We start from the raw sequence: 26,772 nt of genomic DNA, 5'->3' as shown, positions 1-26,772 counted from the left end.
GGATCCGCCGCGGGCGGGCCGGGTTCTGTTCTGGCGGCCGGTGGCCACGATGGGGCCGGTAGAGAAGGTGATCGTGCCTGCCGGAGTCTCGTTGGGCAGCGGCGACCTGTCGGTGGTGCGCTGGTCGGATCGGTCCGGGTGTCCCAAGGTGGGGCGGGTCCCGTACTTCGACCTGTCCTTGGAGCAGGCGTGGCCGGTCCTGGTGCGCTGCCGGACTCAGCAGCGCGGTGATCCGGCGTGCCGGTTCTGGGGTGCGGCGGTGCTGCTGGCGCTGGAGCTAGTCGCCGAGGGCCGCCTGGATCAGACGCTGACCGCCAGCGGGTACGACGCGTGGAGGCTCGCGCGGTTGACCGAGGCCCAACGCGAGGCCGTCGAGCAGCTGAGGTCCGCGATGCCGCCGCACGCGCACGCGGCGTCGGTGAATTCCGCCCCGGCCCGGCCGGCGATGACCGACCCGGCGTTCGTCCTGTCGGCGTTCCTCGACGCGATGGCCGACTTCCTGCCGCGCACTCCCGGGGCTGCGCTGGCCACCGGGTCGCCGGCGTTCGCCGCCCCTTCGCCGCAGCACGTGCCCCACCTGGTCCTGCGCAGCCCGGGCCTGGCCGGGCAGTCGGTGCTGGGGGTCCGGATCTCGCTGCGCCTGGAGCTGGGCGCGGACACCGAGACCGGGGTGGTCGCGGTGGTCCAGGTCCACGACACCGGTGCCCTGGAAGGACAGCAGCATCTGCTCGACGCAGGAATGCTGTGGAGGGAGCCGGCGCTGCCGCAGTCCCCGGACGCGGTGCGGCAGATGGAGTCGTTGGTGGCGCTGCGCCGGGCCGCTCGGGCGTGGTCGGCACTCGGGCGGCTGCTGAGCGACCGGGACCAGCGCGGGACCCTGGAGCTGGACGCGCAGGAGGTCCAGGATCTCCTCGGGGGGGCGGTTGTTTCGCTCGCCAGAGCGGACTGCGCGGTCCACTGGCCTCGTGACCTGGTGCGTACGTTGACGGGGCGGACCGTCGTGGCGCCCAAGCCCGCCACCGCGGCCCCAGCGTCGCTCCTCAGCACCGACCAGCTGCTGAACTTCTCCTGGCGTGCCGCCCTGGGCGGGGTGGATCTGACTGACGACCAGATGGACCTGCTGGCCGAGTCCAAGCGCCCGGTGGTGAGATTGCGGGACCGCTGGGTGGTCGTCGACGATGCGCTGCTGCGCCGGGCCCGGCGCTGGCGGCTGGGCGAGGTGGGCGGCGCGGACGCCCTGGTCGCGGCGCTGACCGGGACAGCGGAGATCGACGGGCAGCTCGTCGAGGTCCACCCCGCCGGCTGGCTCGCCGAGGTCCGCACCGCCCTGACGGCCGGACCCGAGCAGCAGGCAGAGGTCCCGGCGGCGCTGAACGGGGAGCTTCGGCACTACCAGGCCCGCGGGCTGGCGTGGCTGCACCGGGTGACCACCAACGGGCTGGGCGGTGGGATCCTGGCCGACGACATGGGCCTGGGCAAGACGATCACCCTGATCGCGCTGCACCTGCTGCGGCAGCGGAGCCCCGGCACAGCCGGTCCGACGCTGGTCGTGTGCCCGGCGACGCTCCTGGGGACGTGGGAGCGGGAGATCGGCCGCTTCGCTCCCCACGTTGCGGTCCGGCGTTTCCACGGCCCTGCCCGAAGCCTGGACACGCTCCCGAGCGACGCGTTCGTCCTGACCACCTACGGCACCCTGCGCCGGTCCACCGCCGCACTCAGCGAGACCGTATGGTCCGCCGTGGTCGCCGACGAGGCCCAGATGGTGAAGAACCCCTTCAGCGCGACCGCCACGGCGCTGCGCAAAATTCCCGCACAGGCCCGGGTGGCGTTGACGGGAACGCCGGTGGAGAACGCGCTGTCCGATCTGTGGGCTGTCATGGACTGGGCGGTGCCGAACCTGCTGGGGACGCTGCCACGGTTCCGGGAGCGCTTCGCCAAGCCGATCGAGGCCGACCAGGACCCGAAGGCCGCGGCGCGGCTGGCCGCGCTGATCTCGCCGTTCGTGCTGCGCCGGCGCAAGAGCGACCCGGGCATTGCACCCGAATTGCCGCTAAAAACCGAAACCGACCAGTATGTTCCGCTGAGTAAGGAGCAAGGCGCGCTCTACGAGGCTGTCACGCGTGAGGCTCTTGCCGAGATCCGCGCCAGCGACGGCATTGGACGGCGCGGCCTGGTCCTACGTCTCCTGACGTCGCTGCGCCAGGTGTGCAACCACCCGGCGCAGTTCTTGAAGGAGTCCGACCCGGCGAACCTGAGCGGCCGGTCGGGCAAGCTCGACCTGCTGGACGTCCTGGTGGACCAGATCCTCGCGGAGGGCCAGGCCGCGCTGGTGTTCAGCCAGTACGTCGAGATGACCTCCCTGATCGCGGGCCACCTGGAGCGGCGCAGGGTCCGCCACGAGGTCCTGACCGGCAGCACTGGGACAGCCCAGCGCCAGCGGCTCGTGGACCGCTTTCAGGACGGCGACTTTCCGGTCTTCCTGCTCTCGCTTCGGGCGGCGGGTACCGGGCTGACGCTGACGCGGGCCGAGCACGTCGTCCAGTACGACCAGTGGTGGAATCCCGCAGTGATGGACCAGGCTTCCGACCGGGCCTACCGGATCGGTCAGACCCGCCCGGTCCAGGTGCACAGACTCGTCAGCGAGGGCACGGTCGAAGAGCGCCTGATGGCTCTGCTCGCCGCGAAGCGGACGATGGCCGATTCGGTCGTCAATTCTACGGACCTGCGGCTGACCGAGCTGGGCGACGACCAGCTCGCGGACCTCGTTGCCCTGCGCCGGCCCAGGTGACCCCGGCGATGGACTACCGGTACAGGGGCTTCTACGGCACGGCCTACCGGCATGCCCTGCCGGCCGTCGCGCCGCTCGCGCAGTCCGGCGTGCCCGAGACGGTGATCGGATGGAACTGGCTGCGGGCCCTGTCCGCTCTCGCTGCCGATCGCCGGCGCCTGGCCGCGGGCAAGGCCCTCGCCCAGGAGGGCAAGATCACGGCCGTGTACGTGGAGCCCGGCACCATCACCGCGTTCCTCTCCACCCACATTCCCTTTGGCCAGCGCGTCCAGATCCATGTCCCCCTGCTCGGTGAGCCGAAGTGGTCCCAGCTGTCGTCCCTCGCCCGAAGCCGCGCCCACGTCTTGGCCGACCGGTCCGCCCAGGACGCCCTGGCCGAGATCATCAAGATCGGGGAGAGCCGCTCCCTGTACCTGCTGCCGGAACTGACCGACATCGAGACCTGGTGCGACTGCCGCAGCCGCAAGGGCATCTGCGACCACGCCTCCGCGGCGCTCCACCACTTCGCCCGCTGTCTGGACGTCGAACCGTTCACGCTGCTGCTGCTCAACGGTCGAAGCGGCGCCGACTTCTTCGCCGGCGTCGATGATCCCGAGCATCGCAGCCTGCAGCCCAACTACCACCCCCCGACCCTGCCCGAGCACCGGACCGATGCCTTCGAGGTCTACTCGCGGTGGATGTTCAACACTCCCCCACCTCTGCCGCCTCTGCCCCGGGCACCCGGGCCCCTGATCCCGGACGGCCTTCCCGCGGGCACCGACCCGGCGGCGCGACTACTCGCGGCCGGCGCCGCCGACCGGGCCGCCGACATCCTGCGCGCGGCCCTGCGCTCACCGGGCCGTCCGCTCACCGATGCCACGCAGCAACTGACCCCCAGGCGAGACCGCGAACGGCTGGCCTCCCTGCCTGAAGCTCCCGCCTCCGCAGCCGAGCCGTCCTCCTGAGCGGCCGCACGCGTCGGCGTCCGTCCGCCGCACACCGGCGGCCCGGACGACGCCGTACCGCCACCCCGCCTCCAACCGCCAGGTACCTGGGGGTTCCCCGCCCCAGGGCAGGTCGACGGCGCAGGCAGTCCTCCGCACGCGGATCGAATCCGCCGCTCACCCATATCGACGCGATGACCTGCCCTGATACGCATATGCGTCACCACCGTTCCCAGGGCGGTGAATTACTCCTCCTCCGGGCCGCTACCGTGGCCTGGTGACCAACAGCCTCACCCCCGTGCCGGACCCCGACGCACCGCGCCCTTTGGCACTGGTCGACGACACCCTTGCCGGTGCGCTGACCCAGCAGGGCCCCGGCGGCATCCGCGCGCTCGGGCTGCTGCGGGACGCCGGCCGCCTACTGGAGGACCCCGGCTTCGAGCAGGCCGTGGAGATCGCCGACAGCAGCCTACGAAACGCCATGGACACCCTGCTGTCCCTGCACAACGCCAACGGCGAGGCCAAGGGGATGCGCGGTGCCGCCGAGGACCTGGCGACCGCGGTCGGCAAGGCGTTGCCCAAAGCCCTGCTCAAAGACGGCGCCCCGCCCGCCACCGCCCCGGTGACGATCACCGCCGAGCACGCCTCCAACCTCGTCGCCGCCCGCCACGCCCTCCTCGCGCAGACCAACCGGCCCGGCGGCTACCACCGCGAACGCGCGGCCCTGATCGCCCGGCTCCTGCACGGACAGGAGCTGGGAGCCGCGCAGCTGGCCGCCGCCGACCGGTGGGGCAGCGGATTCAGCTCCTCCTCCGCCACCCTGCACGGCCACCAGGCCAACCGCTCGGACGTCGTCGACCGGTACCACGACGTACTGGAACTGGCCCGACAGGTCTTCGTCCCACTGCCCGGCCGGGCAGCCCGGATCCTGGAACTCGCCGCCCTGACCCGCCCTGCTCAGGCCGACGCCAACGAGCTCGCCGGATGGCACGACGCCCGCGCCACCACGTACTTCTTCCTGTCACGCCCGTCCTGGGCGTGGCTGGCTCTGCTGGACGACGTCCTGCTGCTGCCCGACCCGCAATCCGGCGCCGCACCCTGGCCGGCCCTGCCCTACCTGGACCACCTCACCGCCACGGCCGCCCCCGCCGTCACGGCGTGGCTTGCCGACCACTTCCAGGCGATCCTGGACGCACGGCCGGACGCCGTGGACGGACTCCTGCGGCTGGCCGCCCGTCCCGACGTGGACCTGGCCGAACCTATGGCCGCACAAGTGGGAGCCTGGATCCGCAAGAACGCACCGGCGGTACCGGGGTGGACCCAGAAGCTCGCCGCGGACTGGGCGTGCACGGTGCCCGCCGAGCGGCGCACATCCACCTGGCTCCAGACTGTGACCGCGCTGCTGGAACTGGCGGTTCGAGGGGACCACCGCGTCCGCGCGGCCCAGCTCGAGGAAGCCGACCTCGAGGACCTCGTCCGCGAACGGGTCCAGGAGACGCTGCCCCAGGAGGCCGCCGCCCGGTTGCTGCGCGCGATGGTGCGCACCACGGAGCTGGCCGACGCCCCCGTCGAGACGAAGTACCTCCGCGGCTCCCTGGCGCGCCTGCTGCTCCAGGACGTGACAGCCCACGTGGCGGGCATGGACCCGCAGCTCGCGCCGCAGATGGCCCGCATCGTCTTCAACCAGGACCTCACCGGTACCCGGGTCCAGGACACGGCGCCCTTCCTGGGGCCCGTGATCGCTCGCGCCGTCCTGGACCTGGCGTTCAAGGACGCCGGCCAGGGCGTCCCGCTGGTGGAACGCACCGTCGCCCTGGAGCGCATCGGGTCGGCCGACTCCGCTCTGCGCGACCGGCTGGTGGCGGCGCACCTGCTGGAGTGCCGGCAGGCGGAGGGGCCGACGAACCCGGACTGGTGGGACCGGGCCACTGCACTTCTCCCCAGCGTCCTAGTCGAGCATCCGGGGCCCGAGTGCGCGAACCTGGCCTCGACGGTCCTGGCCGAATGCCCGCCCGAGCAACTGCCCGCTCTGCACAGCGTGCTGAGCCAGACCCTCGGCCCGGTACCCGACGCCGACGCTCTCAAGCTCGGCACGCAGCAGCTCAGCGCCGCGGGCAGGCCGCCGGAAGCGTGGCTGGTGGTGTGGGACGGCTCCCCATGGCTGCCCGCCGAAGTCCTTCAGCCCTGGCAGGACGTCTTGGACGCACTGCGGGCCGTGAAGCCCGCCGGCCCGCCGGATCCCCGCGTCGGACTCGAGTTCACGCCGTACCGCATCCACGACGTGGCAACCCGGGTGTCACTGTCCGACCTGCTCCTGGCCTCGAGCAGCGAGGGGGCGGTCACTGCGGCCGGGGCGATCGCCCGCGCCGAGGATCGGGGCCTTCCCTACGCCGTGGCCCTTCGGCGGCTGCTGGGCATCGACTGGAGCGCGTGGGCCACTGATCCGGGGGCGGTCGCCGCCGCGCTCGACGATCCCGAACTGGCGGCCGCCTATCTGGAGGCCGTAGCCGACCACGTCGCCCAGGGCGAGATGCTGCCCTCCGACGCCGCGGCGGCATCAGCCCTGACGGCAGCGCTGTCGGCAGCGCGGGCGCTCCCGGAGGCCACCCCGGGTGCGCGGATGGCCGACCGCGCCCTGGTCGCCCTGGCCGCGGCCATCACCCGGTCCGGGGCGGATGTCGGCACGTCCCACGAGGCCGTCGAGGTCCGGCTCCTGACCCTGGCCGAACGCCTCACGGCCCCTGCCACCGAGGCCGCCACCGAGGCCGCCCGGGTCGCAGCGCAGGACACCCGGCGCACCGCCGGCCGCGCGCTGAACGTGCTGCTGGTCAGACGGTTGGCCGACCCGGCACTCCAGGTGGAAGGCGACAAGGTCTGGGATGTCCTGGACGCCTTGCTGACGAACACGGACGAGGAAACCGCCCGGGCCATCGCTTCCCTGCTGCCGCAACTTCTGGCCGCGCGCCCGCAGTGGGTAACCGCCCATGCGGCCGACCTGCTGTCCCTGCGGCCTGGCAGTCCGGCCGCCTTGTGGCTCCGACTGGGCCCTACCGACCCGGACCTGCTGGCTCTCCTGGACCGCACCGAGCTCCTCGACGCCCTTCGGACCACACTCGACGACGCCGTCACCCATGTCGCGGACCTGCTGCTGCACGACTCCCAGCGCCTGGGCCCCCTGGCCCCGCTGCTGGAGGAACTGGCCGACGGCCCGGGAGGACCGGCTGCGTGTTCGCGCTTGCTCGCGCGCCTCGCAGGTCTGGTCTGCGACGCCCCCGAAGCTGTGTGCTGCTCGCGCCGGGTCGCCGCGGAGGCGGTATGGAGCACCGCCGTCGGCGCCGGACTGCCAGCGGGAAGCCTTGCCGGTGCGGGCGCCTTCGCCCGGTGCGCCGGCTGGCCGCAGTCCTCGTGGCTGGAGCTGACCGGCAGCTCCGCGGGGAGCGTCCTGAAGTGGCCGCACGACGTTGCCGCCCGGGCGGCCAAGGGCCCCGACGTTCCGGCAGCGGTGGAACTGCTCGCCAAGCTCGTCGAGCACCCGGGATCGGACCCGTGGCACGACACGGAGGTCCGCCGCTACGCCCGGCTGGTTCTGGAAGCGGATCGCCCCGCCGACGGCGCCCCCGACCTGCCCCGGGCCGTGGAGAGGCTGCGGATCGCGTTGGTCAACAGCGGTGACATCGACGCACACACCCTGGGCCGGTAGCCGGTAGCCGGGCGTCGCGGGGGCGCTGGCGGCGCTCCGAAGATTCTTTGCCGTTCCGGGTTCTGCCCGTCGCCTACCAGTGAGAGGTCCTTGTCTCCCGAACCGACCAGCTGGAGGAACCCGTTATGCCACCGCCCTTGCCCGCTTCACCTCCCAACGCCCAGCCGGAGGCCGGCCTGCAACCGCTGGCCCGCCTGGCGCAGCGGGCAGCCCAGATGACCGGCACGCTGATGACGCCCAGGGTGGCCACGCGCTGGCGGCCGCTCGGAGACCTCCCGGCCTACGTCCCGGTGCTGGGAGTCCCCGATAGGGACCACCGGATTCTGCGGGTCGACGGTTGGACCGCAGGCGGGGGCAGTGTATCGGCACCGCCCCTCCCTCCCACGCAGACCGGTCACGGCTCCTGGGGCAGCGGAGCCGAGGTCTACGCCGATCCGATCAAGGAACCGGTGCCCGGCGTGGATTCTCTGGTGCTGTGGGAGCAGGTGGCCCGGTTCGGGATCTCCGCCGTCTACGGGTCGATGCGCTCCCTGTCGACGGCCCTGTCCACCGCGGTGGCCGCTGCCGGGCTTCCGTCCCGGGACGCGCACTTGGAGGGCCTGCGGCGGCACTGGTTGGTCGACTGGGTTCTGGAGGGCGACCGCCTGTGGCCCACGGGGCCGGCCGACCACCCGCAACTCCTCGCGGCCCTCGCCCAGGCCGTCCTTGCAGTGAACCGCGAGGCGAGCAGCGGGCCGTACGGCGATGCTGATCTGCGGAGCCGCGTGTGGGACCTGGTCGCCGGGCCCGGGCCCGATGCCGGCCAGCTCACCCGGCGTCAGATCGCGGGACGCCGGCTGATGCTGCTCGACCCGGTCGACCCCTACCTCCGCGAGAGGGCGTGCCCGGTTCCGACGTGGTCACCGCCCGGGGTGGACCCCGAGCAGAGCGTCCTGGACGCGCTGCCGGGGGACCTTCAACTGCGGCTCGAGGGAGTGCTCTCACCGCGGGATCGCGCCGTGCTGCGCACGTACCTGGCCATGGACGGTGCCGCGACCTGGGCGCAGGCCGCGGCTCTCGTGGCCCCTGATGGTGATGCAGCCGCGCTCGGGGATCGTGTTCGGCGCCGTTTGAAGCGGTACGGCCTGGAGGACTCGCGCCGCCGCGGTGCCCGGGCGACCTCGGCGGCCACCGCGTCGGCGTGGACGGAGCGGTGAGCGGCGCGCCGTTCCACGGGTCGCGACCGCGGCCGTATCTACGCCTGCAGGTTGGCGGCTTCGAATGCTCATTGCAGGACCGGCCCCGTGGCCGGGTCCTGAAGGGGGTGCTGGCCGGCCTGGTCCCGCTCTGCACGCTGGCCGCCGGCGCGGCCTCCTGGTTCCTGCGCTGAGTCACCCCCCGGGCGGCCGGACCCCAGGTCTTCGGGTCGTCGAGCCACCGATCCGTCCTTGCCGGTCGGTGGCTCGGCCTGCAGTTCAGTTCCCGCGATGGGGTCCAGTCCAGTCCTGCGTTTCCATGCCGCGGAGGGCCGGGGCGGGTGCATGCATGCCGGCGCTGCGGGCCGGACGTGCGACCGGGCCTGTTCGGCGATCGACTCGGCTCGCCAGAGCGGCGAGGACTCCAGCAGAGTCCGGCTCGACGTCCGCCGGCGCCGACAGCAGACGGATGTACGAGGTACGTGCGGAGGCGCGGCACCTCCCGCGTTCGCGGCCCCGGTCGCGTCGCAGTGGCGGTGTTAGGGGTTTGTCTGGTTGACGGACTGCCATATCCGGAAAACGGAGCCGCGGTTGACCTCGCGCCCGTGATCAAGCAGCCAGGCGATCAGAGTCGGAGCGTCGGCATTGGGGTTCTGGGCCAGGGCGTAGCGGATGGCCTGGGCTTGGCTGATCCCGGTGATCGCTGCGCGGTGGTCGGGCGAAGCCGGCGCTACTGCTGCTGGGGCTGACTGTGAGCCCGGTGTGCTGGGGCTCTGGCCGGGGGGTGGGGGGAGGTTGACGGCCTTGGGCTTGGCCGACCGGGCGGGCTTTGCCGTGGTCGCCCCCGCAGGGGCGGGCTTCGACCGCCGGGGCCGCGGTGAGCGCTTCGGTGTCCGAGCTCCGCCGGCCGGTGCGGGTGGCGTGGTAACGGCAGGCGGAGGTGGGGACGGCGGCAGTTGGGTGGTGCTCTCCTGGGCTTCCAACTGCCCGGCGCCTTGCTGCAAGGGCACCCCGTACCGGGCGAGTTTGAGCGGGAGGAGGGCCTCGACGGGTGCGGTTCGGCGCCAGTTCCGCCCGTACCGGGCGCGCAGCCGCGTGCGATATACCATGCGGGCCTGCTCCAGTGCGACGACTTCGTCGTAGGAGCGCAGTTCCCACAGTTTCATCCGCCGCCACAGGGCGAAGGTGGGGACGGGGGCCAGGATCCAGCGAACCAGACGCACGGAGTCCATGTGCCGGTCCGCAGTGATGTCGGCGAGGCGGCCGATGGCGTGGCGGGCGGCCTCGACGACGATGATGAACAGGACCGGGATAATCGCGTGCATGCCCATGGCCAGGGCGTCGCCCCAGGATGCGGCGGCGTTGAAGACGACGGATCCGACGGTCAAGAGCCAGGCGGTTTGCCGTAGCAGCGGGAAGGGGATCCGCAGCCAAGTCAGGAGAAGGTCCAGGGCCAGCAGCACCGAGATCCCCGCGTCGACGCCGATCGGCAGGACCAGGGAGAACGCTCCGAAGCCCTTCCGTTGGGCAAGTTGACGTACGGCCCCGTAGGACCCGACGAAGCCGATCGCGGCAATGACGAACGCCCCGGTGACCACGACCGCGATCAGGCCCCGTTGCGTGCGGGTCAGGTCGTGCCCTCGTTCCACGCCGGCTCTCCTCCCAGATTGGTACCTGGGGGAAGCGTGGTCCCCCGTGCCTGTGGACAGAGCCCGCCAGCGGACCGGCGACCCCAAGACGCCGCCGGATGCGGCCCGCCTCTGCGCGGCCGGGACGGCGTCACCGAGGCGAGGCCCTGTCGATCGGGCTCGTTCGGCGTGTCCTGCGCCTCCGCGGCGTGCCGGCGCTACAGTCTGACCACGGGTGGCGCCTACCACCTGTTGATCGTTTACTCCCGATTCTTCGTGGAATATCCTGCCTTCCCGATTCTTCGGGGATGGACCCGCACAGCCGGGTCCCTGCGTCACGGCCAGAGCCCCGGTGGGTGATCGGCGAGGATACGGTGGAGACTGCGATGGACGACCTTCATTCCCTTCTGGCTCCCCTGCCCTATGAGCGGAGCATGTCCGTTCGGCTGGGTGGCGGCGAGATGCACCGGGGGCGGCGAACTCCGCTCCAGGAGCTGACGTTCGGGCACACGAGCGGCTCCGCGGTGCTGGTGCGCGGCCGCAATCTCATTCCCATGACCGGTGCCGGCCCCGGCTTCCGCAACGGCGGGCCGCACGTCATCGGCGAGGTCTACGGCTCGTTGGTGGAGCAGTGGGCCCAGTGGTTGGACGAGTACGCCCTTCTGGCGGGCCGCGCGCAGTTCGGCGGGGACTTCTTCCCCGTGCCCGCGGCACGGTGCCAGCGCACGCAGATGACACTGCTGCGGAAACTGCGACGCGGGTCCACACCGATCGGCGGCGAGCGGTGGTTCCACGCCACGTTGGAGATGACGGGGATCCGCGGCCGCGTCGCGGCTCCCGAGCTCGTTCTGTTCAGCGTCGGGCGAGGGGCCCTGCTGGTGTACGGCTTCAACCTGCCGGCGCTGCGTGAGGACGAGGAGCCGGACGCCGCCGGCGTTCTCAGCCCCGCGGCGGTCCTGTCCCGCGCGGACGCGATCGCCTTGGCCGCGTGGCTGTCCTGAACCCTGCCGCCATCAGGCGTCCACCTGCCCGGCTTCCGCGCGGGTGGACGCGGCCCGCTGCGGGCCGAGCAGAGCTCTGTCCGCGGCATCGGTCGCCGGTGACCCGCCGGTCAGACCCGCAGGTCAGTGCACTAGCCTGATCGCCTCAGCTGGGGCAGGCCGACACGCGCCTCCCGGTGATGAACGGGGGAATGTGATGCGACGGATTTTGGCGGCACATCGTGCGCGGCGGACATGGAACGCTCTGCAACGCAAAGCCGGCGGTCGTCGTCCGGTGACCATCGAGGACCTGGTGCTCCAGGCCGCGCTGCTGCGCGACCGGCCGATCCAGCTCCACAGCATTCCTCCCCAGGACAGCGACGCGACCAGCTGGGGCATGGCCGTGTCGATGCCGGACACCGACCTGATCGTCATCCGGGAGGACTCCACGCCCGGTGAACGGGCGTGGGCGATCGCCCATCAGCTCGGCCACCTCCTTCACGAGCCCGCCGACGGTGCCTTCCTCACCGCGGACCTGCTGCTGGCGCCGCCGAAGGCGCCGGCCGTTGCCGGACGCACGGCGCACCGGCACCGTCCAGCTCGAAGCCGCAGCGAGGAGCAGGCCGAGGAGTTCGCCCGGCTCGCCGCTCGCCGGGTCCTGGTCTGAGGACCTGACGGACCGGGCCGGCGGCTCCGTCTCCCGCCGGTGCCCGAGCCCGGCCCTGTGCCCGCCACCGGGGGTGCACCGACGAATCTCTGATGACCAGCGTCGGCGTTGGCCTGCCGATCTTCGGATCCCGCGCTCGTCGCGCGCAGATCCCAGCAATTCGGCAGCGCCTGTCCCGCGACGGATAGATGTCCTCTGACAGGTGATCTTGACGGTCGAGCGCCGCTCGGACGGCCAGCCGCGACGGAACTCGACCCTCACTCCTCGGTGGTGAATCAGCGGCAGTCGTCCTGGGTAGCCACCCAAGGCACAAGGAGGCCACATGGATCCGCAGTACACCAGGGACTCGCCTTTCGGCCGATGGCTGGCCGACCGGGCCGCCGAAGCGCAGACACTCGACGGACTACTGCCGGACCCTGGGGTGGCACCCAGCAGTGCCGAACGGTGGGCGGTCTGCGAGACGGCCCTGATCCACCACAGGGTCGGCTTCCCGCTCGGCCCCCCGCTCGCCCATCAGGTCGCCGACCTCCTGCACGTCGACATGTGGGATGTCGTGGACGCCTTCCAACAGCGGTGACGGCAACTGCCGCCACCCCGCCGGTCAAGATCGAGTGGTAGAAGGGCAGGGAACCGAGTTTCGCCGGTGCGGCACATGGCGTTTCGTCGGTGTGCCCCGGGTGGGGCAGGGCCCTGCTGGGGATCGGACCGCGTGCCACACGGTTCCCCGGGCCGTTGGTCCCAGGCGACGGCGAGTGGCATCGGTGTGCGGTGCCCGGGGCCGGGCACCACACCGATGCCGAGGTGACCGGTCAGGTCCGCTTGATCCCCAGCGCCCTGCTGATCCGGTCGGGGTCCGGGAGCGTCGCGGCAAAACCGGTGGGTCGGTTGCCGGCCCACTCCATGTCGTCCAAGCACTGCAGAAGCTCCTGCAGGGCCTCGCCGCCCACCGCCACGGCCTGCGCCGGTGTCAGGCCGCCGCCCAGGAACGGGGTCTCGAGGATCTCGCGCTCCACGGCGGACGTGATCTCGGAGGTGACGTTGTCGGACGTTCGGCCGACATCCTCCAGGACGATGAACGTCTCCAGGCTCACCGGTGCCGGCGGTGCGACGTCCGCGGGAATCGGGCGGGTCGACGGATCGTGCTGGTGGTCCTCACTCCCCCTGCCGAGCAGCCTGGCCTTCGGTGCGAGCACCCGCAGGTGCTCGGTCATGGCGTCCAGTCGGCGACAGGAGTTCGCCGTCGCCTCCCACATCGTCGCGTCCACCTGCAGCAGGCGCCCCAGAACCCTCAGACGTCCGTCCTCGTGCTGCCGGACCCATGAGACCTCCTGCTGGTCGGTGGCGAGCCAGAAGGCTTCCGGCTGCTCAGCGAGCCAGCGCGCTACGCGCTCCCTTGGCGGGTCGAGCACCAGGGCGTGGACCCGCTCATCGAAGCCGTCGGGGTCGGGGACCTCGAACCGGACCCAACAGTCCACCATCGGCTCGTCGTCCTCGTTCAGCGCGTGGCGCCGCAGGGGCACGGACACGGCGGTGGTGCACTCCACCAGGTCTGCCGTCTCGCGTCCCAGCGCGTGGACGAACTCGCTGCGGACGTCGCGCGGGACGGCGATCGGCATCGAGTAGAGCGCGTGGCCGCTGTCGCCGGGCGTCGGCAAGAGCCGGGCGAACAGCAGGTCGAGTCGGCGTACGGACCCGGACAGGATCCTGTCGGCCAGAGTGACGCTTGCGCTCTCGGGCATCGTGCGCAGTTCCACGCTCACGCCCGGGTCGATGGCGCGGACCTCCCACAGGAGCCGTCGGCTGTCGGCCCACGAGTCGAGCTGGTCGCGTTCGTCGTCGGCGAGCAGGGGGCCGCGGGCGCTCAGGAAGTCCTTGATGCGCCCGTGTTCGAACAGCAGCAGGTCGGCGGCCACGGTGGTGGGGTCGTAGCCGGCCGCGTCCTGGTGGATTCGGGTCAGGGGGGTTCGGAGTTCGTCGAGCGGGCGCTGGAAGCGGGGGCGCTGCATGTAGGCGATGGCGAGGTGGTGGATCAGGTGGGCGCGCTCGATGAGCGGGTGGCGGTCGGGCGCCGCACCGTGGCAGGACTTGTACGTGCGGCCGGATCCGCAGGCGCAGGGCTTCTTGTGGGACTGGGTGCCGCTGGGCCGCTTCGGTGGCCGGCCAAGGGTACCCAGCTCCCGCAGGAGGCCGGGCCGCAGGGGATGCCGGCCCTGTTCCAGGAGGAGGGCGGCGCGGTCGTACTCGCCGGCGCAGGCGGCGTATTCGGCCTCGTCGCACAGCGCCGGCCGCAGTTCCGGGTCCAGATCCAGTGCCTGGAGGATGCGTCGGCGCGCGGTTGCGGCGTCGCCGCGGCCCTCGGCGGCGCGACCGCGCAGCAGCGCGGCAACGGCACGGTGGGAGGAGGTCGCGTGCTGGTCAAGGAAGTTCAGTGCCCTGTCCAGGCCGGCGGGGTCCTCGGTGTGCGCGGCATGCTGTTCGACCTGGTCGGCCAGGGCACAGTGGAAGGCGGGCCGGTGCAGGGCGGCGAACAGCGCGCGGGGGTTGGCGTGGGGACGGGCCAGGGCGAGCAGCAGATCCAGCTCCGCTGCTTGGTCGGGGGCGGCGGGTCCGGTTTTCGGCTGGGCCGGTTGGGTGTTCGGGACCGGCGGCAGGGGCAGTCCCAGGTCGGTGGCCGTGAGCAGGACGTCGGCCAGGGTCTCGTGCGGCAGTGAGTCGGCGGCTGCGGTGATGGCCAGGACGTGGGCCGAATCGCAGCGGTGGTGCAGCAGTTGGAGCAGGGCCTCCGGGTGGGCCCAGGCGGCGTCCGCCTGTGTCAGCGGCCAGGGCGTCGTCGGCGGGCGTTGCGCGGTGGCCCGGATCTCGTCCCAGTCCGATGCGCTGGTCATGGGGTGCGCCGCGCTCAGGGCGGTCGGCTTGTACGGGGCCAGCAGCGCCGCGGTGGCGGGGCGCTCGAGAACCTGGAGGCGGTGCAGCCACAGGGCGAACCAGGCGTGGCGCGCGTCGGGGACGGTGGGAGGCTCGACGCCCAGGAGGCAGCAGGCGAGAGCGCCGAGCAGATCCTGCTCTTCACTCGGGTCCTCCGCGCTGACGAAGGTGTGGTTCCAGGCGACCGGGTAGCAGGTGCCGTCCCGGTCGGCCAGGACCGCGGTGATGGCACTGGTGTCCACGTCACGGCTGGCGGTGACGACCGCCATGACGGCGTCGGAGACCCGGGCTCCGGCGCAGTGGTTCCACAGGTCGATGGTGCTGCTGCCGTCGTAGATGCCGCGCGCGGAGGCGGCCGGGTCCGGCGGGGTGCGCCACAGGTCGCCGTGGGGTGCCCCGTGGAGGCGCCAGGCGTCGGTGGAGCTCAGCCCGAGAACGTTCAGGACGTCCAGCGGCAGCAGCCAGCCCGCGGCTCGGTCGCGGTCGGCGACCGAGAGTGCGGGATCCCCGGGCCGACCGTCCGGATGGCCGTCCAGGACGGCATGGCCCTGGCCGGCGGGCACGACCGCCGCGGTGATGCCCGGCTTCAGCTTCCCGCGTGCTTCGGGCGACAGCAGGCCGGGGTCGACTACGGCGTAGACGGCGGCAGCGCCGATCACCATGTCCTCCGCCGCGAAGTACGCCAACTCCTCCCACACCGCGGTCTCGAGGCCGCGCCGCACGACCGGGACCGCGAACACCCCGTCGGTGGGACGGCAGACTTCGGGGACCTCTCCTGCTGCCCACGGCAGGTAGGGCTCACCGAGGTGGTCCAGAACCAGGTACGGCCCGGGCACCGGGGCGATCCGCCGGTCCCTGCCGGGTGTGATCAGGGCGGGGCGGCGCAGCAGGGCGGAGCCCTGCCAGGCGCAGGGGGCCAGGCGGTCGTGCTCGCGGGCGAGGGCGGCGCGTTCGACCGCGGCCGCGGGCCGTCGGCGCCGCCCGTCGCCGCCGGGGTCCAGGTCCCGAGCCAGTTCCCGAACGGAGGCCAGGACGTCGCGGGTGAGGTGGCTGAGCACGATCAGGGTGCCGGGCGACTGGGTGAGCCGCAGGGCCTGGCGGGCCTGCGCGACCTGCAGGGCCGGCAGCGGGGAGGGCGCGTCGCCGTGCCGGAGCAGTGCGTCGAGGAGGAGGGCGAGCTGGTCGGGGTCGACGCGGAGCCTGAGCTCCTGCGGGCGGGCGGTGGCCGCCAGGACGGGCCAGGGCTGCTCGGCTGTCAGGCGCTCCAGCCAGCGCGTGAGGACCTGGGTTTCGAAGACGGCCTGGTCGTGGGTGGCCGCCGCGATCAGGGGGGTTCCCGGTTGCTGGGCCAGGACTTCCCGTAGTGCGACGGAGTGGGGTTCGCCGGTGGCGGTGGCTCGCTGACGGGCCAGCAGACGTACGGGATCGACTCGCATGGGGTGCCTCTCCGCCACGGCTGCCCGGTCCTGCGTAGCGCAAAGGGAGGATGGTGGCCAACGCTGAGGGGTTGGCGTCCTTGCCTGCTACGTAACACTCCGGAGTGGCTCTTCGCCCCTTCTAGCTGCGTGCCGGCTTGCCGCGGACCGGGCGGGCAGGCTGAACAGCATGGCGTCCATGTCGCCACCTGCACCATCCCATATCCGCGTTGGCCGACACAACCGACCCCTGAAGTCCACCTGTGTGGGTGACGTGTCCTCTGCCGACGGCGCCGGTGCCGCCTCCCTCTACTGCTTTGCCTTTCCCGTTCACGTCCGGTGGTCATCAGGTCAGACCGGCGACGCCGCGGCCCGGGGTGAGCGCTTGTCGGCCCGTCGTGCAGTGGGGTTCGCCCTGGTGAGTCGGTGATGGCCAGGGACCCGGTTGCGACTGTCCGGTCGTCATGTCCGGGACCTCATCCCCGCCGACCAACTCGATGCCACTGCGGTGGGGCCGCGGCTGGCGCGGCCCCTGAATTGTCAGTGGTCGGTACTAGGTTGATCTTGTTCCGCCGCTCCGGCGGAGAACCGCTCTTTCTTCCTGCCCAGTCCAAGGAGGCGCTTCGTTGTCCCAGTGGGAGAACTCGAGCACGGCCCGCGTGGTGGCGCCCGCGCGGCCCCGCAGGCTCGCCAAAGTCCCGTTCGTCGAATTGGCCGACGGCCGTGTGCAAGGCGTGGTGTCCAGCGGATCGGACCTTGGCCGCGTGTACGTCTCGTCGGTCTCCGCCGGCGACTTCGCCTACTCGTGCTCCACGAACAACAACAGGCCCTGCGGCGGGGCGCGCGGCTCGTTCTGCAAGCACCTTCTCGAGCTCATCGGTGAAGCCCAGGTCCAGTACGGTCCCGAGCGCGTCGCCCGCTACCTGCGCATCGACGGGGACGAACTCGCCGGGGCGCGCAGCGCTGTCGCGGTCATGAGCGCCGCCCGGCCCCCGCAGGCCGGCCGGGAAGCTGCAGCCTCCGTCTTCTCCCGGTTCCTGCACCAACTGGCGTACCTGGAGTTGGCACCCGTCCTGGTCCCGCTGCCGGAGATGCAGTGGTTCCCGCCGACTCGGAAGAAGGCCGCCTGATGAGCGTGCAGATACTCGTCGGCCCCGTCGAAGGGCTGGACCGGGCTCTGGCCGTGGTCGAGGCATTCGACCGGGTCCTGATCGGCGGGCTGATGCGGCCGCGCCCCGCGCAGGCAGCGGCTCTCGCGGACCTGGCCGACGCGGTCGCCGCCTCGCCGCTGGCGTTGCTGGTGGCCCAGGCCGCCGAAAAGACCGAGGCTGGAACCGCGTCCGAGGAGCATTTCCTCGCCCTGGCCGCTGCACGGACCGCCCTGCTGGGCGCCGCGCACGACGCCTTGGCCCAGCGCGTGGACGAGGCCACGGGACGCGGTCGCCACACGGCCGAAGCTCCCGCCGCCCCGCCGGTCTCCGAGACGGTGCCGGTGAACCTGCTGTCCGCTGCCCGGTCGTGGCTGTGCGACGTGGCCCGGGCCGGTTGGCAGGGGCTGGATCACGACCTGGCCGCAGGCGCGGCACCGGTGGTGGCAGCGATGCTCCCCGACCTGGGCCTGCGCCGGCTGGCCGTGCTGCTGGACGGCTTCGCGGCCGAGTTGGCCGCCTGCTGCCCCGGGGCGGCGATGGACCAGTTCCCGCTGCGGCGCTGGGCCGACCTGTGGACCCGCGGCCTGCTGCTGGCCCATCCGACCTACGCGCCCGCAATCGCCGAGCGGACGGTGACCGGCCGGCTGCTTCCGCTGGGCGTGGACCTGCAGGAGCACCCCACCGCGGCGCAGGCCCAGGTCCACGCCGTGCTGGAGCCCGCCGACGGCAGCGCCACCCGGCTGGTGCGCGTCAGCGTCTCCACCGCGAAAACCGACACCATCGTCGGCGCCGGGGTGTGGCAGCTCCTTCGCCCGCACCTGTCGCTCCTGGCCGCCGCAGCGCAGGGCCGGTCCGTGGAGGTGACCGCGATGCCAGTCACCGCCGAGGGCGACCTCCTGTGGAGTGAGGCCCTGGCCCGCACGGGCGCTGCGGCCGACCCGTTCGCCACCGCCCGCGTCGCCCTGGCCGGTGCCGAAGGCGGTTGGAAGGCGCCGCTGGACCGGCACCCGGCCGCCTTGGCCGAACCGATGTTCCTGGAGGGCTACCAGGCCACGGAGCAGGACGGGGACGTGGTGTTCACCGCGGGCGGGCACACCCTGGCGGTGGACGTGGACCGCATCCCGGCCGCCTGCCCGCTGACCCTGCGCTCGGTGACCGCCTCCACCGCGTGCATCGGGCTGCTGCGCTGGGACGCGGGCCGGTTCGTCCTGCAGCCCCTGGCCGTCACCGGCCGCAACGCGACTGCCCTGCACACCTCGGCGTGGGCGGACGGCACCACCGACAAGGACGGCATCCGGGCCGAGAAGGCCGCCACCGACGCTGTGCAGGTGCTGCGTGAGCGCGCCGGAAAGCTGCTGCGCACATGACCACCACCACCCCCGCTGATGGTCAGCTCAGCGACGAGAGCCGACGCCAGGTCCTGCTCTGGCGCATGCTCGCGCGCCTGTTCGACCAGCAGGAGCAACCGTCGCTGGAGACCGCGAGCCTGGCCGTGGTCCGCGACATCGGCCTGCCCGACATGCTGCAGGACCCGCAGGCTTCGCTGGACGCGATCGTGCAGCGCTACCCCGAACTGGCCGCCGAGTTCGAGAACCTGATGGTGCCCCAGCCCGACCAGGGCGGCCGCGACCGGGCCGCCGAGGTCCGACGCGCCGCGCTGGTCGCGAAGGTCCTGGTCAACGCGTTCGCCACCAGCAGCGGGCCCTCCACCGCCGGGCAGCTGGCGCAGTGGCAGTCCGACGCCGGCTGGCTGGAGCGGTCGATGGGCCTTGAGCGCGGCGGCCTGCGCGGCGCCCGGCCGGCCCCCGGGGCGGGTGCCGGGTCCGGCAGCGGCAGTGGGCCCTCCCACCCGGACCTGTCGCACCTGGTGCCGCAGATCGGACCGGACCTGGCCTCGATCGAGGCCGACCTGGTCAGGCGGATGCGGCTGCGCGAAGTGCTCGCCGACCCGAAGCTCGCAGCGCAGCTCACCCCCAGCATGGGACTGGTGGAGCAGCTGCTGCGGGACAAGGGCAACCTGTCGGGTGTGGCGCTGGCCAGTGCGAAGGCGCTGATCCGCCGGTTCGTCGACGAGGTCGCGCAGGTCCTGCGGACCGAGGTGGAGAAGTCCTCCACGGGGGTGCTGGACCGCTCGGTGCCGCCCAAGCGGGTGTACCGGAACCTGGACCTGGATCGCACGATCAAGAAGAACCTCATCAACTGGAATCCCGAGCAGGAGAAGCTGTTCGTCGACCGGCTCTACTACCGCCGCACGGCCCGCAAGACCACTCCGAAGCGGCTGATCGTGGTCGTGGACCAGTCCGGGTCGATGGTCGACTCGATGGTCAACTGCACCATTCTCGCCTCGATCTTCGCGGGCCTGCCGAAGGTCGACGTCCACCTGATCGCCTACGACACCAAGGCCGTGAACCTCACCCCCTGGGCGCACGACCCCTTCGAGACGCTGCTGCGCACCAACCTGGGCGGCGGCACCGACGGCACTGTCGCCATGGCCCTGGCCCAGCCGCTGATCGCCGAGCCCCGCAACACCGTCGTGGTGTGGATCTCGGACTTCTACGAGTGGAGCAGCGAGCCGCTGTTCCAGTCGATGGCCGCGATCCATCGCTCCGGGGCGAAGTTCATCCCCGTCGGCTCGGTCACCTCCGCCGGTCGCGGGAGTGTCAACCCGTGGTTCCGTGACCGCTTCAAGGACCTGGGCACCCCGGTGATCTCCGGTCACATCCGCAAGCTCGTGACCGAGCTCAAGACCTTCCTCGCCTAAGAAATGGACACCGCTGACATGACCGACACCCTGCTGCGCGCCCCCGCCGAGTCCAAGTACGCCGCCGAGCTCGACTGGCTGGAGTCGATCGACACCGGCCCCAAGCCCGCCAACTGGCGCCTGTCCCCGAAGATGATCAACACGTTCGTCCTGGGCTCCGCGCCCGCCGACGGCCTGGACCGCACGGTCCAGCAGAAGTGGTACGGCGCCCGCTCCATCGTGGAGCGCTCCGTGGTGACGCTGCTCGGTGGCCGCGGCCTGCTGCTGATCGGGGACCCGGGCACCGGCAAGAGCTGGCTGGCCGAACTGCTGGCCGCCGCGATCAGCCGCAACTCCACCCTGGTGGTGCAGGGCACGGCCGGCACCACCGAGGACCAGATCAAGTACTCGTGGAACGTGGCGGCGGTCATCGCGGGCGGCCAGTCCCGCGCCTCGATGATCCCCTCCCCCATCATGACCGCGATGGAGACCGGCGCGATCGGGCGGATCGAGGAGCTGACCCGCTCCACCAGCGACGTCCAGGACGCCCTGATCTCCATCCTGTCGGAGAAGTACATCGCGGTGCCCGAACTGGAGAGCGAGGGCATCCTCTACGCCAAGCCCGGGTTCTCCCTGATCGCCACCGCGAACAGCCGCGACCGCGGCGTCAACGACATGTCCTCCGCGCTCAAGCGCCGCCTGAATTTCGTCACCATCCCCGTGGTGACCGACCGGGACAGCGAGGCGGACATCGTGCGTTTCCGCACCGAGGAGGTCCTGCGCCAGCACGAGATCGACCTGGACGTCCCGCCGGCGCTGCTGGACGTGCTGCTGCAGAGCTTCGCCGACCTGCGCGCCGCCGCCGCGGCCGCGGGCAGTGACGACGAGAAGCTGGAGTCCGCGCTGTCGACCGCCGAGCAGATCGGCGTCCTGGAGGACGCGATCCTGCACAGCAGCTACTACGGCGACAAGGAACTGAGCGCGCACACCCTGGCCGGCTCCCTGGTCGGGTCGCTGACCCAGCGCACCCCCGAGGACCCGGCGATCCTCAACAAGTACCTGCACGGCGTCGTCGAGCCGCGCAGCGTGGCCGAGGGCGGCCTGTGGCCGCAGTTCCTGCAGGGCGGCCGCGACGCGATGGCGAGCCTGGCATGACCGCGGCCACCGCCAGCGCCTTCGACGCGCTGCGCAGCCAGCTGGACTCCGCCGCCGCGCGGTTCGCCGACGGCCCCGACGCGTTGGAGGGACTGCTGCGCGGCATCGTGGACGACGTGGACCGCGCGGTCCACGAGCCGCTGGAGATCTTCCCGGTCTGCCATCACAGCCCCGCCTCCGGCATGGCGATGGCGCGCCGGCTGCGCGAGAAGCAGCCGGCCGTGGTCTACCTGGAGCTGTGCGAGGACCTGGCGCCGCTGCTGACTGAGCTGCGCCAGTGCCACCTGCCCGTCGCCCTGCAGGCGTTCGCCAGCGACATCGACGGGTTCCCCGCCGCCTGGGCCCCGCTGTCGGTCATCGCCCCGATCACCGAGGCCTCGGCCGAGTACCAGGCCATCGCCTACGCCCTGGAGACTCCCGGGGTGGAACTGGTCCTGGTCGACCGCTCCAGCGACCACGTGTTCCAGTGGGACAACCGCACCGGCACCGGCTCCGAGGAGCGCGGCGAGCAGGCGGAGCTGCACGGGGACGCGGTCGGTGTGCAGGTCGGCGACCTGCGGCCGAGGTTCGCGGACCTGGAGGAGCACCTGCTGCGCAACGGCCGGGTGCGGCACTGGTCGGAGTGGTGGCACCAGTACGTCGAGCTGCCGCTGGCCGGGGCGGACCACGACACCTACCGGCAGGCCCTGTTCCTGATCGGGGCGCTGTTCCGGCGCCTGGCACCGGGCGATGCGCACCGCGCTGTTGTGGATGAGGACCGCGAGCGGTACATGTGGACCCGCATCCGCCAGCACCTGGCCGCCAGCGGAACCGATCCGGCCCGGAGCCTGTACGTGTGCGGGGCCGCCCACGCGGCCAGCCGTGTCCAGGAGTTCGGGCTGCACGGGACGGACAGCTTCACCATCACCGCGCGCACCGACACGACCTGGCAGTACGGTCTGATCCCCTCCAGCCACACCGCGATCGAAGCGCAGTTCGCGCTCGCCCCGGGCTCGGTGTCGATCGCCGCCACCCAGTGGGCCAAGCTGATCAAGCGGTCCAAGGTAACTCCCTTCCGGCTCGCCGGCCAGGCCGGAACGAAGGCCTCCTCCCGCGCCCGCAAGACCGCGGCCGCACCCGCCCCGGCGGGACCGTCCGCCATCGCCGACCACCTGTCCGGGTTCCTGCAGCAGCCCCCCGTGCTGGACCCGCTGGACGCCGCTGAGCTGATGGACTGGAGCGTCGGGATCGTCCGCGCCGCCCGGACGGCCGGATACCTGGCGTCCACCGCCGACGCCATCGCGGTGTTCGAGACCTCGATCCTGCTGGCCGGCATCCGGGACCGGGCCAAGCCGACGCCCTACGACTTTCTCGACAGCGCGGTGACCTGCCTGGAGAAGGACATGGTGCCCGGGCGCAGGAACGTCACCCGCCTGGTCGAGATCATGATGGGCGGTGACCGGGTCGGCCGCGTCGGCTACAAGGCGCTGCCGCCGCTGGCCCGCGACGTCCACGACCGCCTCGCCCCGCTGAACCTCCCCCTGGACAAGCGCGGCGTCAAGCGCGCCCTGCTGGACATCGCCAACCGGCCCGAACTCTCGCCCTGCTCGGACCTGCTGTGGATGCTCCGCTGCCTGATGCCCCCCGAAGCCGTGCGCCCGATCATGGGCGAACGGCGCCTGGGCGAACACTCCATCCAGGAGTCCTGGGACCTGGCCCTGGGCACCCACCAGCGCGCCCTGATCGAACTGGGGTACCAGGGCGTCACAGTCGAGCAGGTCCTGGAGCAGCGGCTGCGCCGCACCGCCTACGCTCCGCAGGCCACCGCCGCCGAGGTGCTCAGCACCGTCGAGGACGCCCTGGTGTTCTTGCGCAGCGGCCGGCTGGCCGACGAACTGGGCGCCCGCGCTCTGGACGTCCTGGCCCACGAACGGACCGTCGACACCGCTCCCGAGGTGCTGCACCGCATCCGCCGCCTGCTGGCCTACTACCGCACCCACGAGCCGGTCCTGCCGCCGTGGATAGAATCGTTCGTCAAGGCCGGCTACGCGCACTACTGCACCCTGCTCCCCGGTGCCTTCACCAACGAGGAGGCCACCGCACGCCAGGTCGCGGCGATGCTCGGGTTCCTGTTCAACCTGGAATCGGTGGCCGTGTCCCTGGGCTGCGACCGCACTCAGATGGAGATCGCCCTGGCCCAGGCGCACCCCGAGGACGCGGACAAGCTCGCCCTGCTGTGGGCGGCACAGGTTCACCTCGGCCGCCTGACGCGCACCGACCTTCGCCGGCGCTGCGACTCCCTGCTGAACAACCCCCTGACGCTGCCCGCCTACCCGCGCTACATCAGCGGATTCGTCCACGCCCTGGAGCCCGTGCCTTCGCTGGTCGACTTCGTCGTCGAGGCGATCTCCACCGCGTTCGCCCGCCTGCCCGACCCCGTCCTGCTGCCGTGGCTGCCGCTGCTGATCACCGGCCTGCGGGCCGGCGCGTCCGACCTCGCACCGCTGCTGGTCCGCGAGGCAGCCCGGGTCTTCCCCGGCCGCCTGGACGCACTGGATGCCTTCACCCCGCCCTGGCTGGCCACCGCTGTCCCATCCAGCAGCAGCCGCCGGACCACGGGGGGCCAGGGCGGGCTCGCACTGCTCGCCGAACATCCGGCGGCCTGCGACGCCGTCGCGGACCTCCTGGGCTGCGCCGGTCCCCGGGCAACCGAGGCCGCCGGCGGCAGCCCGCTGCTGGCCCGCCACCTGGACACCGCGACCGCGGCGGCGGCCCTGCTGAACGCCTGAGCGCAGCGGTGGCGGTGACATCCCGGCCGGGGTGCCACCGCCACCGCGCCCATCAGGGGCGCAGCCGCGTAGGGCATCATCATCGGCAGCGGCCCACGACCGGCGGCCGACTACGGGGAGGGTTCGTGAAGTACGGCAGGATCAGCAGCTGGGACGCCCTCCTGCCCAACACCTGGGGTAACGGCCCGTCCCTGCGCCAACAGTGGCGCCGCGGCGTCCAGCGGATGCGGGACTGCACCACCGACCGCGCCGCCGCCCACCGACTGCGCCAGGATCAGGAACGGCTCACCGGCGCCCGGCGCTCCGGCCAGGTCACCTGCCCGCCGCACCTGTGGGCTCAGATCCTCACCGAAGCGGACTTCCGGCTCGGCTCCATCCCACAGGAGGAACCCGACGGGCGGATCACGTTCACCATGAGCCCGGCCGAACTGTCGGCCATGCTGTGGTGTGCGAGCTCGATGGGCAACGCCACCCTCTACCAGGGCATCCTCACCGCCGCCCGGGCACCGGGCGACCAGGTACTGATCGACCTTCAGCAGGACGGCGACGCCCGCGACGCCCACCGCGGTGACCCTGGCACACGGCGTCCCGCACACCTTGGAAAGTCTGTCGCGATGCTGGTCCCGGTCAGCGAGTGGGACACCCTGCTGCCCCCGACCTGGGGAGCGCGCCCTACCGCGAGCCAGGAGCTTGCCAGCCTGCGCAGGCTGCTGCGGGATCACACCAGCGGCCGCGCCGCCGCCCGCGAGTGCTCCACGGCCATGGACCAGATCGAGCGCCACCGGCAGACCACCGTGGTGCTCTGCTCCCCGCAGCGGTGGGCAGCGCTCCTGACCGCGGCCAACCTCCGCCTCGGGACACCCCCGCAAGAAGACCCCGACGGCCGGCTGCGCTTCCTGCTGCGACCCACCGAGCTGGCCTTGGCCCTGTACTACGCGCGCATCATGGGTGACACCGTCCTGTACCGAACGATCATCGAGGCTGCCGGTTCACCAGTGGTCGTCGACCTGCCCGGTCGTTGACGCCCAGCGGGTTACGCTCACCTGGGCTGCACCGACACGCGGAGCGCCTACACCGCTCCGCTCCCTGTGTCACTGCTCACCCGTCACCGGGCCACCAGATCCCGGCGCCAGAACCGCCGGTGCGGTCGGAACACGGAACCACGCCCGGGGGCCCCGCTGGGGGTGTCTGCGTCGGTTCGGGCCGCGGGGCCGGGAGCGTCAGCCGGCGGCACGCACAATCGCGTCGATGATCGCGCGGATCCCGCTCCAGTCCTCGGCTCCGGTGGCCAGTCCTGCTCGGGCGGCCTTCACCTTGGCCTTGAAGCGCTTCTGCGCCGCCTTCTTGTCCGCGGGAGCCAGCGCGCCGTGGACCCAACCCACACTCGGCTTCCATGTGAGCCACTGCACCGGCATCAGTTGGCCGTCGTACTCGGTGAGCACATCCCGACCCAGGTACATCTCCAGTGAACCAGCACGCTGGTTGACGTCGGCGGCGGCCAGGCCCTGGCGGTCCGGAGCCGCGGTGGGGTAGGACTCCAGGAACTCCAGTGGCGGGTAGTGCACCACCACGCCGCGCTCCGGCGGGCACTGCGTCTTCAGCGTCGCCAGGTCCGTGTGGGCGGCGCCATCGTTGTCGGCCAGGACGACGAACCGGTTCGCCACCCCGGCCGCGATGAACGCGGTCGCGGTCTTGGCCAGCTGCGAGGCGCCGCCCTGCGCGTTGGTGCCCGGGAAGTCGAAGAAGTTCACGAACCCAACCAGGTGCGGGTGGGTCACCTCCATACCCGCCGCCAGCAGTCGGCCGTCGGTGACGCCTTCGGTCAGGATGAGCAGCGGCGCGTTGAACGCGGCATCGGCCAGTTGCTCCTCACGGGCCGGGCCGGCCACTGGCAGGTCCGGGTCCATCTCCACACAGCAGCCCGTGAGCTCGCTCAGGTCCAGGTCCACGGTCAAGGCCGCAAGGTCCGGTGCACTGTCGAGCAGAAGGCGCACCAGACTGCGGGGGCTCATGTGCCAGCTGAGAGCGTGGATCGGGTCGCTCTGGGGATCGATCTTCAGCAGGTCGTTCACGGACAGGGAGTCGAAGTGGGTACCAAGACGTCGCCGGGCTTCCTCCAGTACCTGCTCCGCCAGGGGGACCGGACCGCGCCAGTCGGATGCCGGTCCGGAGCGCTCGCTCCAGGATGCGATCTCCGCGTCCAGGTCAGCGCGTGCTCGGGCCGAGGTACAGCCCAGCACCTGCAGCCGCTCGCGCAGCACCGCGGCCGTAGACCGGTATCCGAACTGCGTCTGCGGGCCCTCGGCCCCTGCCGTACGCACCAGCATGCGGTCCTGTTCGGTGAACAGCGCCGCCACCTCAGGGATGTAGCTGTCCCGGCACGCCAAGAAGTGGTGCCCGGCGATCACCAGATATGAATGATGTCCCATTGCGGCAGCTTGGCAGGCCGCCCGCACATCCCTTCCCGCTGTCCTTCATGCCCCCATGGGCGTCCTGCCCATCCTGGGTGTCAGCGGCCACGGGATTCTCCAGGTGGGCGGCCAGCATGGGGTGGGTGCGTGGCCATGGAATCTCCCGGCGGACGGACACCAGGTGAAAGTGTGCAATCGGCCCGGCGCCTTCCGGGCAAGACCGGTCAACTGCCGATTCTCCTCTGGACCTTGCGGTCCTGTGCGGCAGGTCAGCCGACCATCGTCCAGGTATGTGAGGCATGGACTGCTGATCGAGTCCGGCTCACGCGGTGGGTTCGTGGTTTTC

The 26,772-nt window shown here is 71.9% G+C and carries 16 protein-coding genes; 13 read left to right on the top strand and 3 right to left on the bottom strand.

The window, feature by feature from the left end; translation table 11 throughout:
- The first annotated feature begins 73 nt into the window (after nt 1-73).
- The 4 genes from ABH941_RS23660 (at nt 74) to ABH941_RS23645 (ending at nt 8,607) form a co-directional block, all read left to right on the top strand.
- On the top strand, nt 74-2,788 hold the full coding sequence (locus ABH941_RS23660; RefSeq protein WP_370131450.1) for a DEAD/DEAH box helicase: 2,715 nt from the start codon (nt 74-76) through the stop codon (nt 2,786-2,788).
- Nucleotides 2,789-2,796: 8 nt separating this feature from the next.
- Nucleotides 2,797-3,732: a hypothetical protein gene (locus ABH941_RS23655; RefSeq protein WP_370131449.1), complete on the top strand. Its 936-nt coding sequence runs from the start codon at nt 2,797-2,799 to the stop codon at nt 3,730-3,732.
- A 256-nt stretch (nt 3,733-3,988) separates the two neighbouring features.
- Nucleotides 3,989-7,411: a hypothetical protein gene (locus tag ABH941_RS23650; RefSeq protein ID WP_370131448.1), complete on the top strand. Its 3,423-nt coding sequence runs from the start codon at nt 3,989-3,991 to the stop codon at nt 7,409-7,411.
- A 137-nt stretch (nt 7,412-7,548) separates the two neighbouring features.
- Nucleotides 7,549-8,607 (top strand): hypothetical protein, encoded by a 1,059-nt coding sequence (locus ABH941_RS23645; protein WP_370131447.1) that lies wholly within the window; start codon nt 7,549-7,551, stop codon nt 8,605-8,607.
- A gap of 518 nt (nt 8,608-9,125) precedes the next feature.
- Here ABH941_RS23645 and ABH941_RS23640 read toward each other — a convergent pair.
- Complete coding sequence (locus tag ABH941_RS23640) at nt 9,126-10,217, bottom strand: DUF2637 domain-containing protein (RefSeq protein ID WP_370131547.1); 1,092 nt, start codon at nt 10,215-10,217, stop codon at nt 9,126-9,128.
- Between the two features lie 431 nt (nt 10,218-10,648).
- On the opposite strand from ABH941_RS23640, the gene ABH941_RS23635 reads away from it, so the two are divergent.
- From ABH941_RS23635 to ABH941_RS23625, 3 genes are all read left to right on the top strand, one after another.
- Entirely contained in the window at nt 10,649-11,215 is a 567-nt protein-coding gene (locus tag ABH941_RS23635) for a hypothetical protein (protein WP_370131446.1), read from the top strand.
- A gap of 274 nt (nt 11,216-11,489) precedes the next feature.
- The gene (locus ABH941_RS23630) at nt 11,490-11,861 is read left to right on the top strand and encodes an ImmA/IrrE family metallo-endopeptidase (protein ID WP_370131445.1); all 372 of its coding nucleotides are present in this window, start codon (nt 11,490-11,492) and stop codon (nt 11,859-11,861) included.
- Nucleotides 11,862-12,183: 322 nt separating this feature from the next.
- Entirely contained in the window at nt 12,184-12,438 is a 255-nt protein-coding gene (locus ABH941_RS23625; RefSeq protein WP_370131444.1) for a hypothetical protein, read from the top strand.
- Nucleotides 12,439-12,670: 232 nt separating this feature from the next.
- On the opposite strand, the gene ABH941_RS23620 is transcribed toward ABH941_RS23625, so the two are convergent.
- Nucleotides 12,671-16,222 (bottom strand): hypothetical protein, encoded by a 3,552-nt coding sequence (locus tag ABH941_RS23620; RefSeq protein WP_370131443.1) that lies wholly within the window; start codon nt 16,220-16,222, stop codon nt 12,671-12,673.
- A gap of 605 nt (nt 16,223-16,827) precedes the next feature.
- On the opposite strand from ABH941_RS23620, the gene ABH941_RS23615 reads away from it, so the two are divergent.
- The 6 genes from ABH941_RS23615 (at nt 16,828) to ABH941_RS23590 (ending at nt 25,037) form a co-directional block, all read left to right on the top strand.
- Complete coding sequence (locus tag ABH941_RS23615; RefSeq protein WP_370131442.1) at nt 16,828-17,331, top strand: hypothetical protein; 504 nt, start codon at nt 16,828-16,830, stop codon at nt 17,329-17,331.
- The gene (locus ABH941_RS23610) at nt 17,298-18,719 is read left to right on the top strand and encodes a hypothetical protein (protein WP_370131441.1); all 1,422 of its coding nucleotides are present in this window, start codon (nt 17,298-17,300) and stop codon (nt 18,717-18,719) included. The genes ABH941_RS23615 and ABH941_RS23610 overlap by 34 nt, the downstream gene beginning before the upstream one ends.
- On the top strand, nt 18,716-20,113 hold the full coding sequence (locus ABH941_RS23605) for a VWA domain-containing protein (RefSeq protein WP_370131440.1): 1,398 nt from the start codon (nt 18,716-18,718) through the stop codon (nt 20,111-20,113). The genes ABH941_RS23610 and ABH941_RS23605 overlap by 4 nt, the downstream gene beginning before the upstream one ends.
- Before the next feature lie 18 nt (nt 20,114-20,131).
- Nucleotides 20,132-21,247 (top strand): AAA family ATPase, encoded by a 1,116-nt coding sequence (locus tag ABH941_RS23600; RefSeq protein WP_370131439.1) that lies wholly within the window; start codon nt 20,132-20,134, stop codon nt 21,245-21,247.
- The gene (locus tag ABH941_RS23595) at nt 21,244-24,015 is read left to right on the top strand and encodes a hypothetical protein (RefSeq protein WP_370131438.1); all 2,772 of its coding nucleotides are present in this window, start codon (nt 21,244-21,246) and stop codon (nt 24,013-24,015) included. The genes ABH941_RS23600 and ABH941_RS23595 overlap by 4 nt, the downstream gene beginning before the upstream one ends.
- 125 nt (nt 24,016-24,140) lie before the next feature.
- Nucleotides 24,141-25,037, top strand: coding sequence for a hypothetical protein (locus tag ABH941_RS23590; protein WP_370131437.1), 897 nt, complete (start codon nt 24,141-24,143; stop codon nt 25,035-25,037).
- A 198-nt stretch (nt 25,038-25,235) separates the two neighbouring features.
- Here ABH941_RS23590 and ABH941_RS23585 read toward each other — a convergent pair whose 3' ends face one another.
- Complete coding sequence (locus ABH941_RS23585; RefSeq protein ID WP_370131436.1) at nt 25,236-26,444, bottom strand: HEPN/Toprim-associated domain-containing protein; 1,209 nt, start codon at nt 26,442-26,444, stop codon at nt 25,236-25,238.
- Between the last annotated feature and the right edge of the window lie 328 nt (nt 26,445-26,772).

This window comes from Streptacidiphilus sp. EB103A, assembly GCF_041261405.1.
Taxonomy (GTDB): domain Bacteria; phylum Actinomycetota; class Actinomycetes; order Streptomycetales; family Streptomycetaceae; genus Streptacidiphilus.
Note: the sequence above shows the minus strand (reverse complement) of the source record. Positions and strands in the feature narration are given on the sequence as shown.

Bases quoted from the DNA above. Each gene is read 5' to 3' on its own strand.
- ABH941_RS23655 (WP_370131449.1), top strand. From the start codon at position 2,797: ATGGACTACCGGTACAGGGGCTTCTACGGCACGGCCTACCGGCATGCC.
- ABH941_RS23635 (WP_370131446.1), top strand. From the start codon at position 10,649: ATGTCCGTTCGGCTGGGTGGCGGCGAGATGCACCGGGGGCGGCGAACT.
- ABH941_RS23625 (WP_370131444.1), top strand. From the start codon at position 12,184: ATGGATCCGCAGTACACCAGGGACTCGCCTTTCGGCCGATGGCTGGCC.
- ABH941_RS23620 (WP_370131443.1), bottom strand. From the start codon at position 16,222: ATGCGAGTCGATCCCGTACGTCTGCTGGCCCGTCAGCGAGCCACCGCC.
- ABH941_RS23605 (WP_370131440.1), top strand. From the start codon at position 18,716: ATGACCACCACCACCCCCGCTGATGGTCAGCTCAGCGACGAGAGCCGA.
- ABH941_RS23600 (WP_370131439.1), top strand. From the start codon at position 20,132: ATGACCGACACCCTGCTGCGCGCCCCCGCCGAGTCCAAGTACGCCGCC.
- ABH941_RS23595 (WP_370131438.1), top strand. From the start codon at position 21,244: ATGACCGCGGCCACCGCCAGCGCCTTCGACGCGCTGCGCAGCCAGCTG.
- ABH941_RS23585 (WP_370131436.1), bottom strand. From the start codon at position 26,444: ATGGGACATCATTCATATCTGGTGATCGCCGGGCACCACTTCTTGGCG.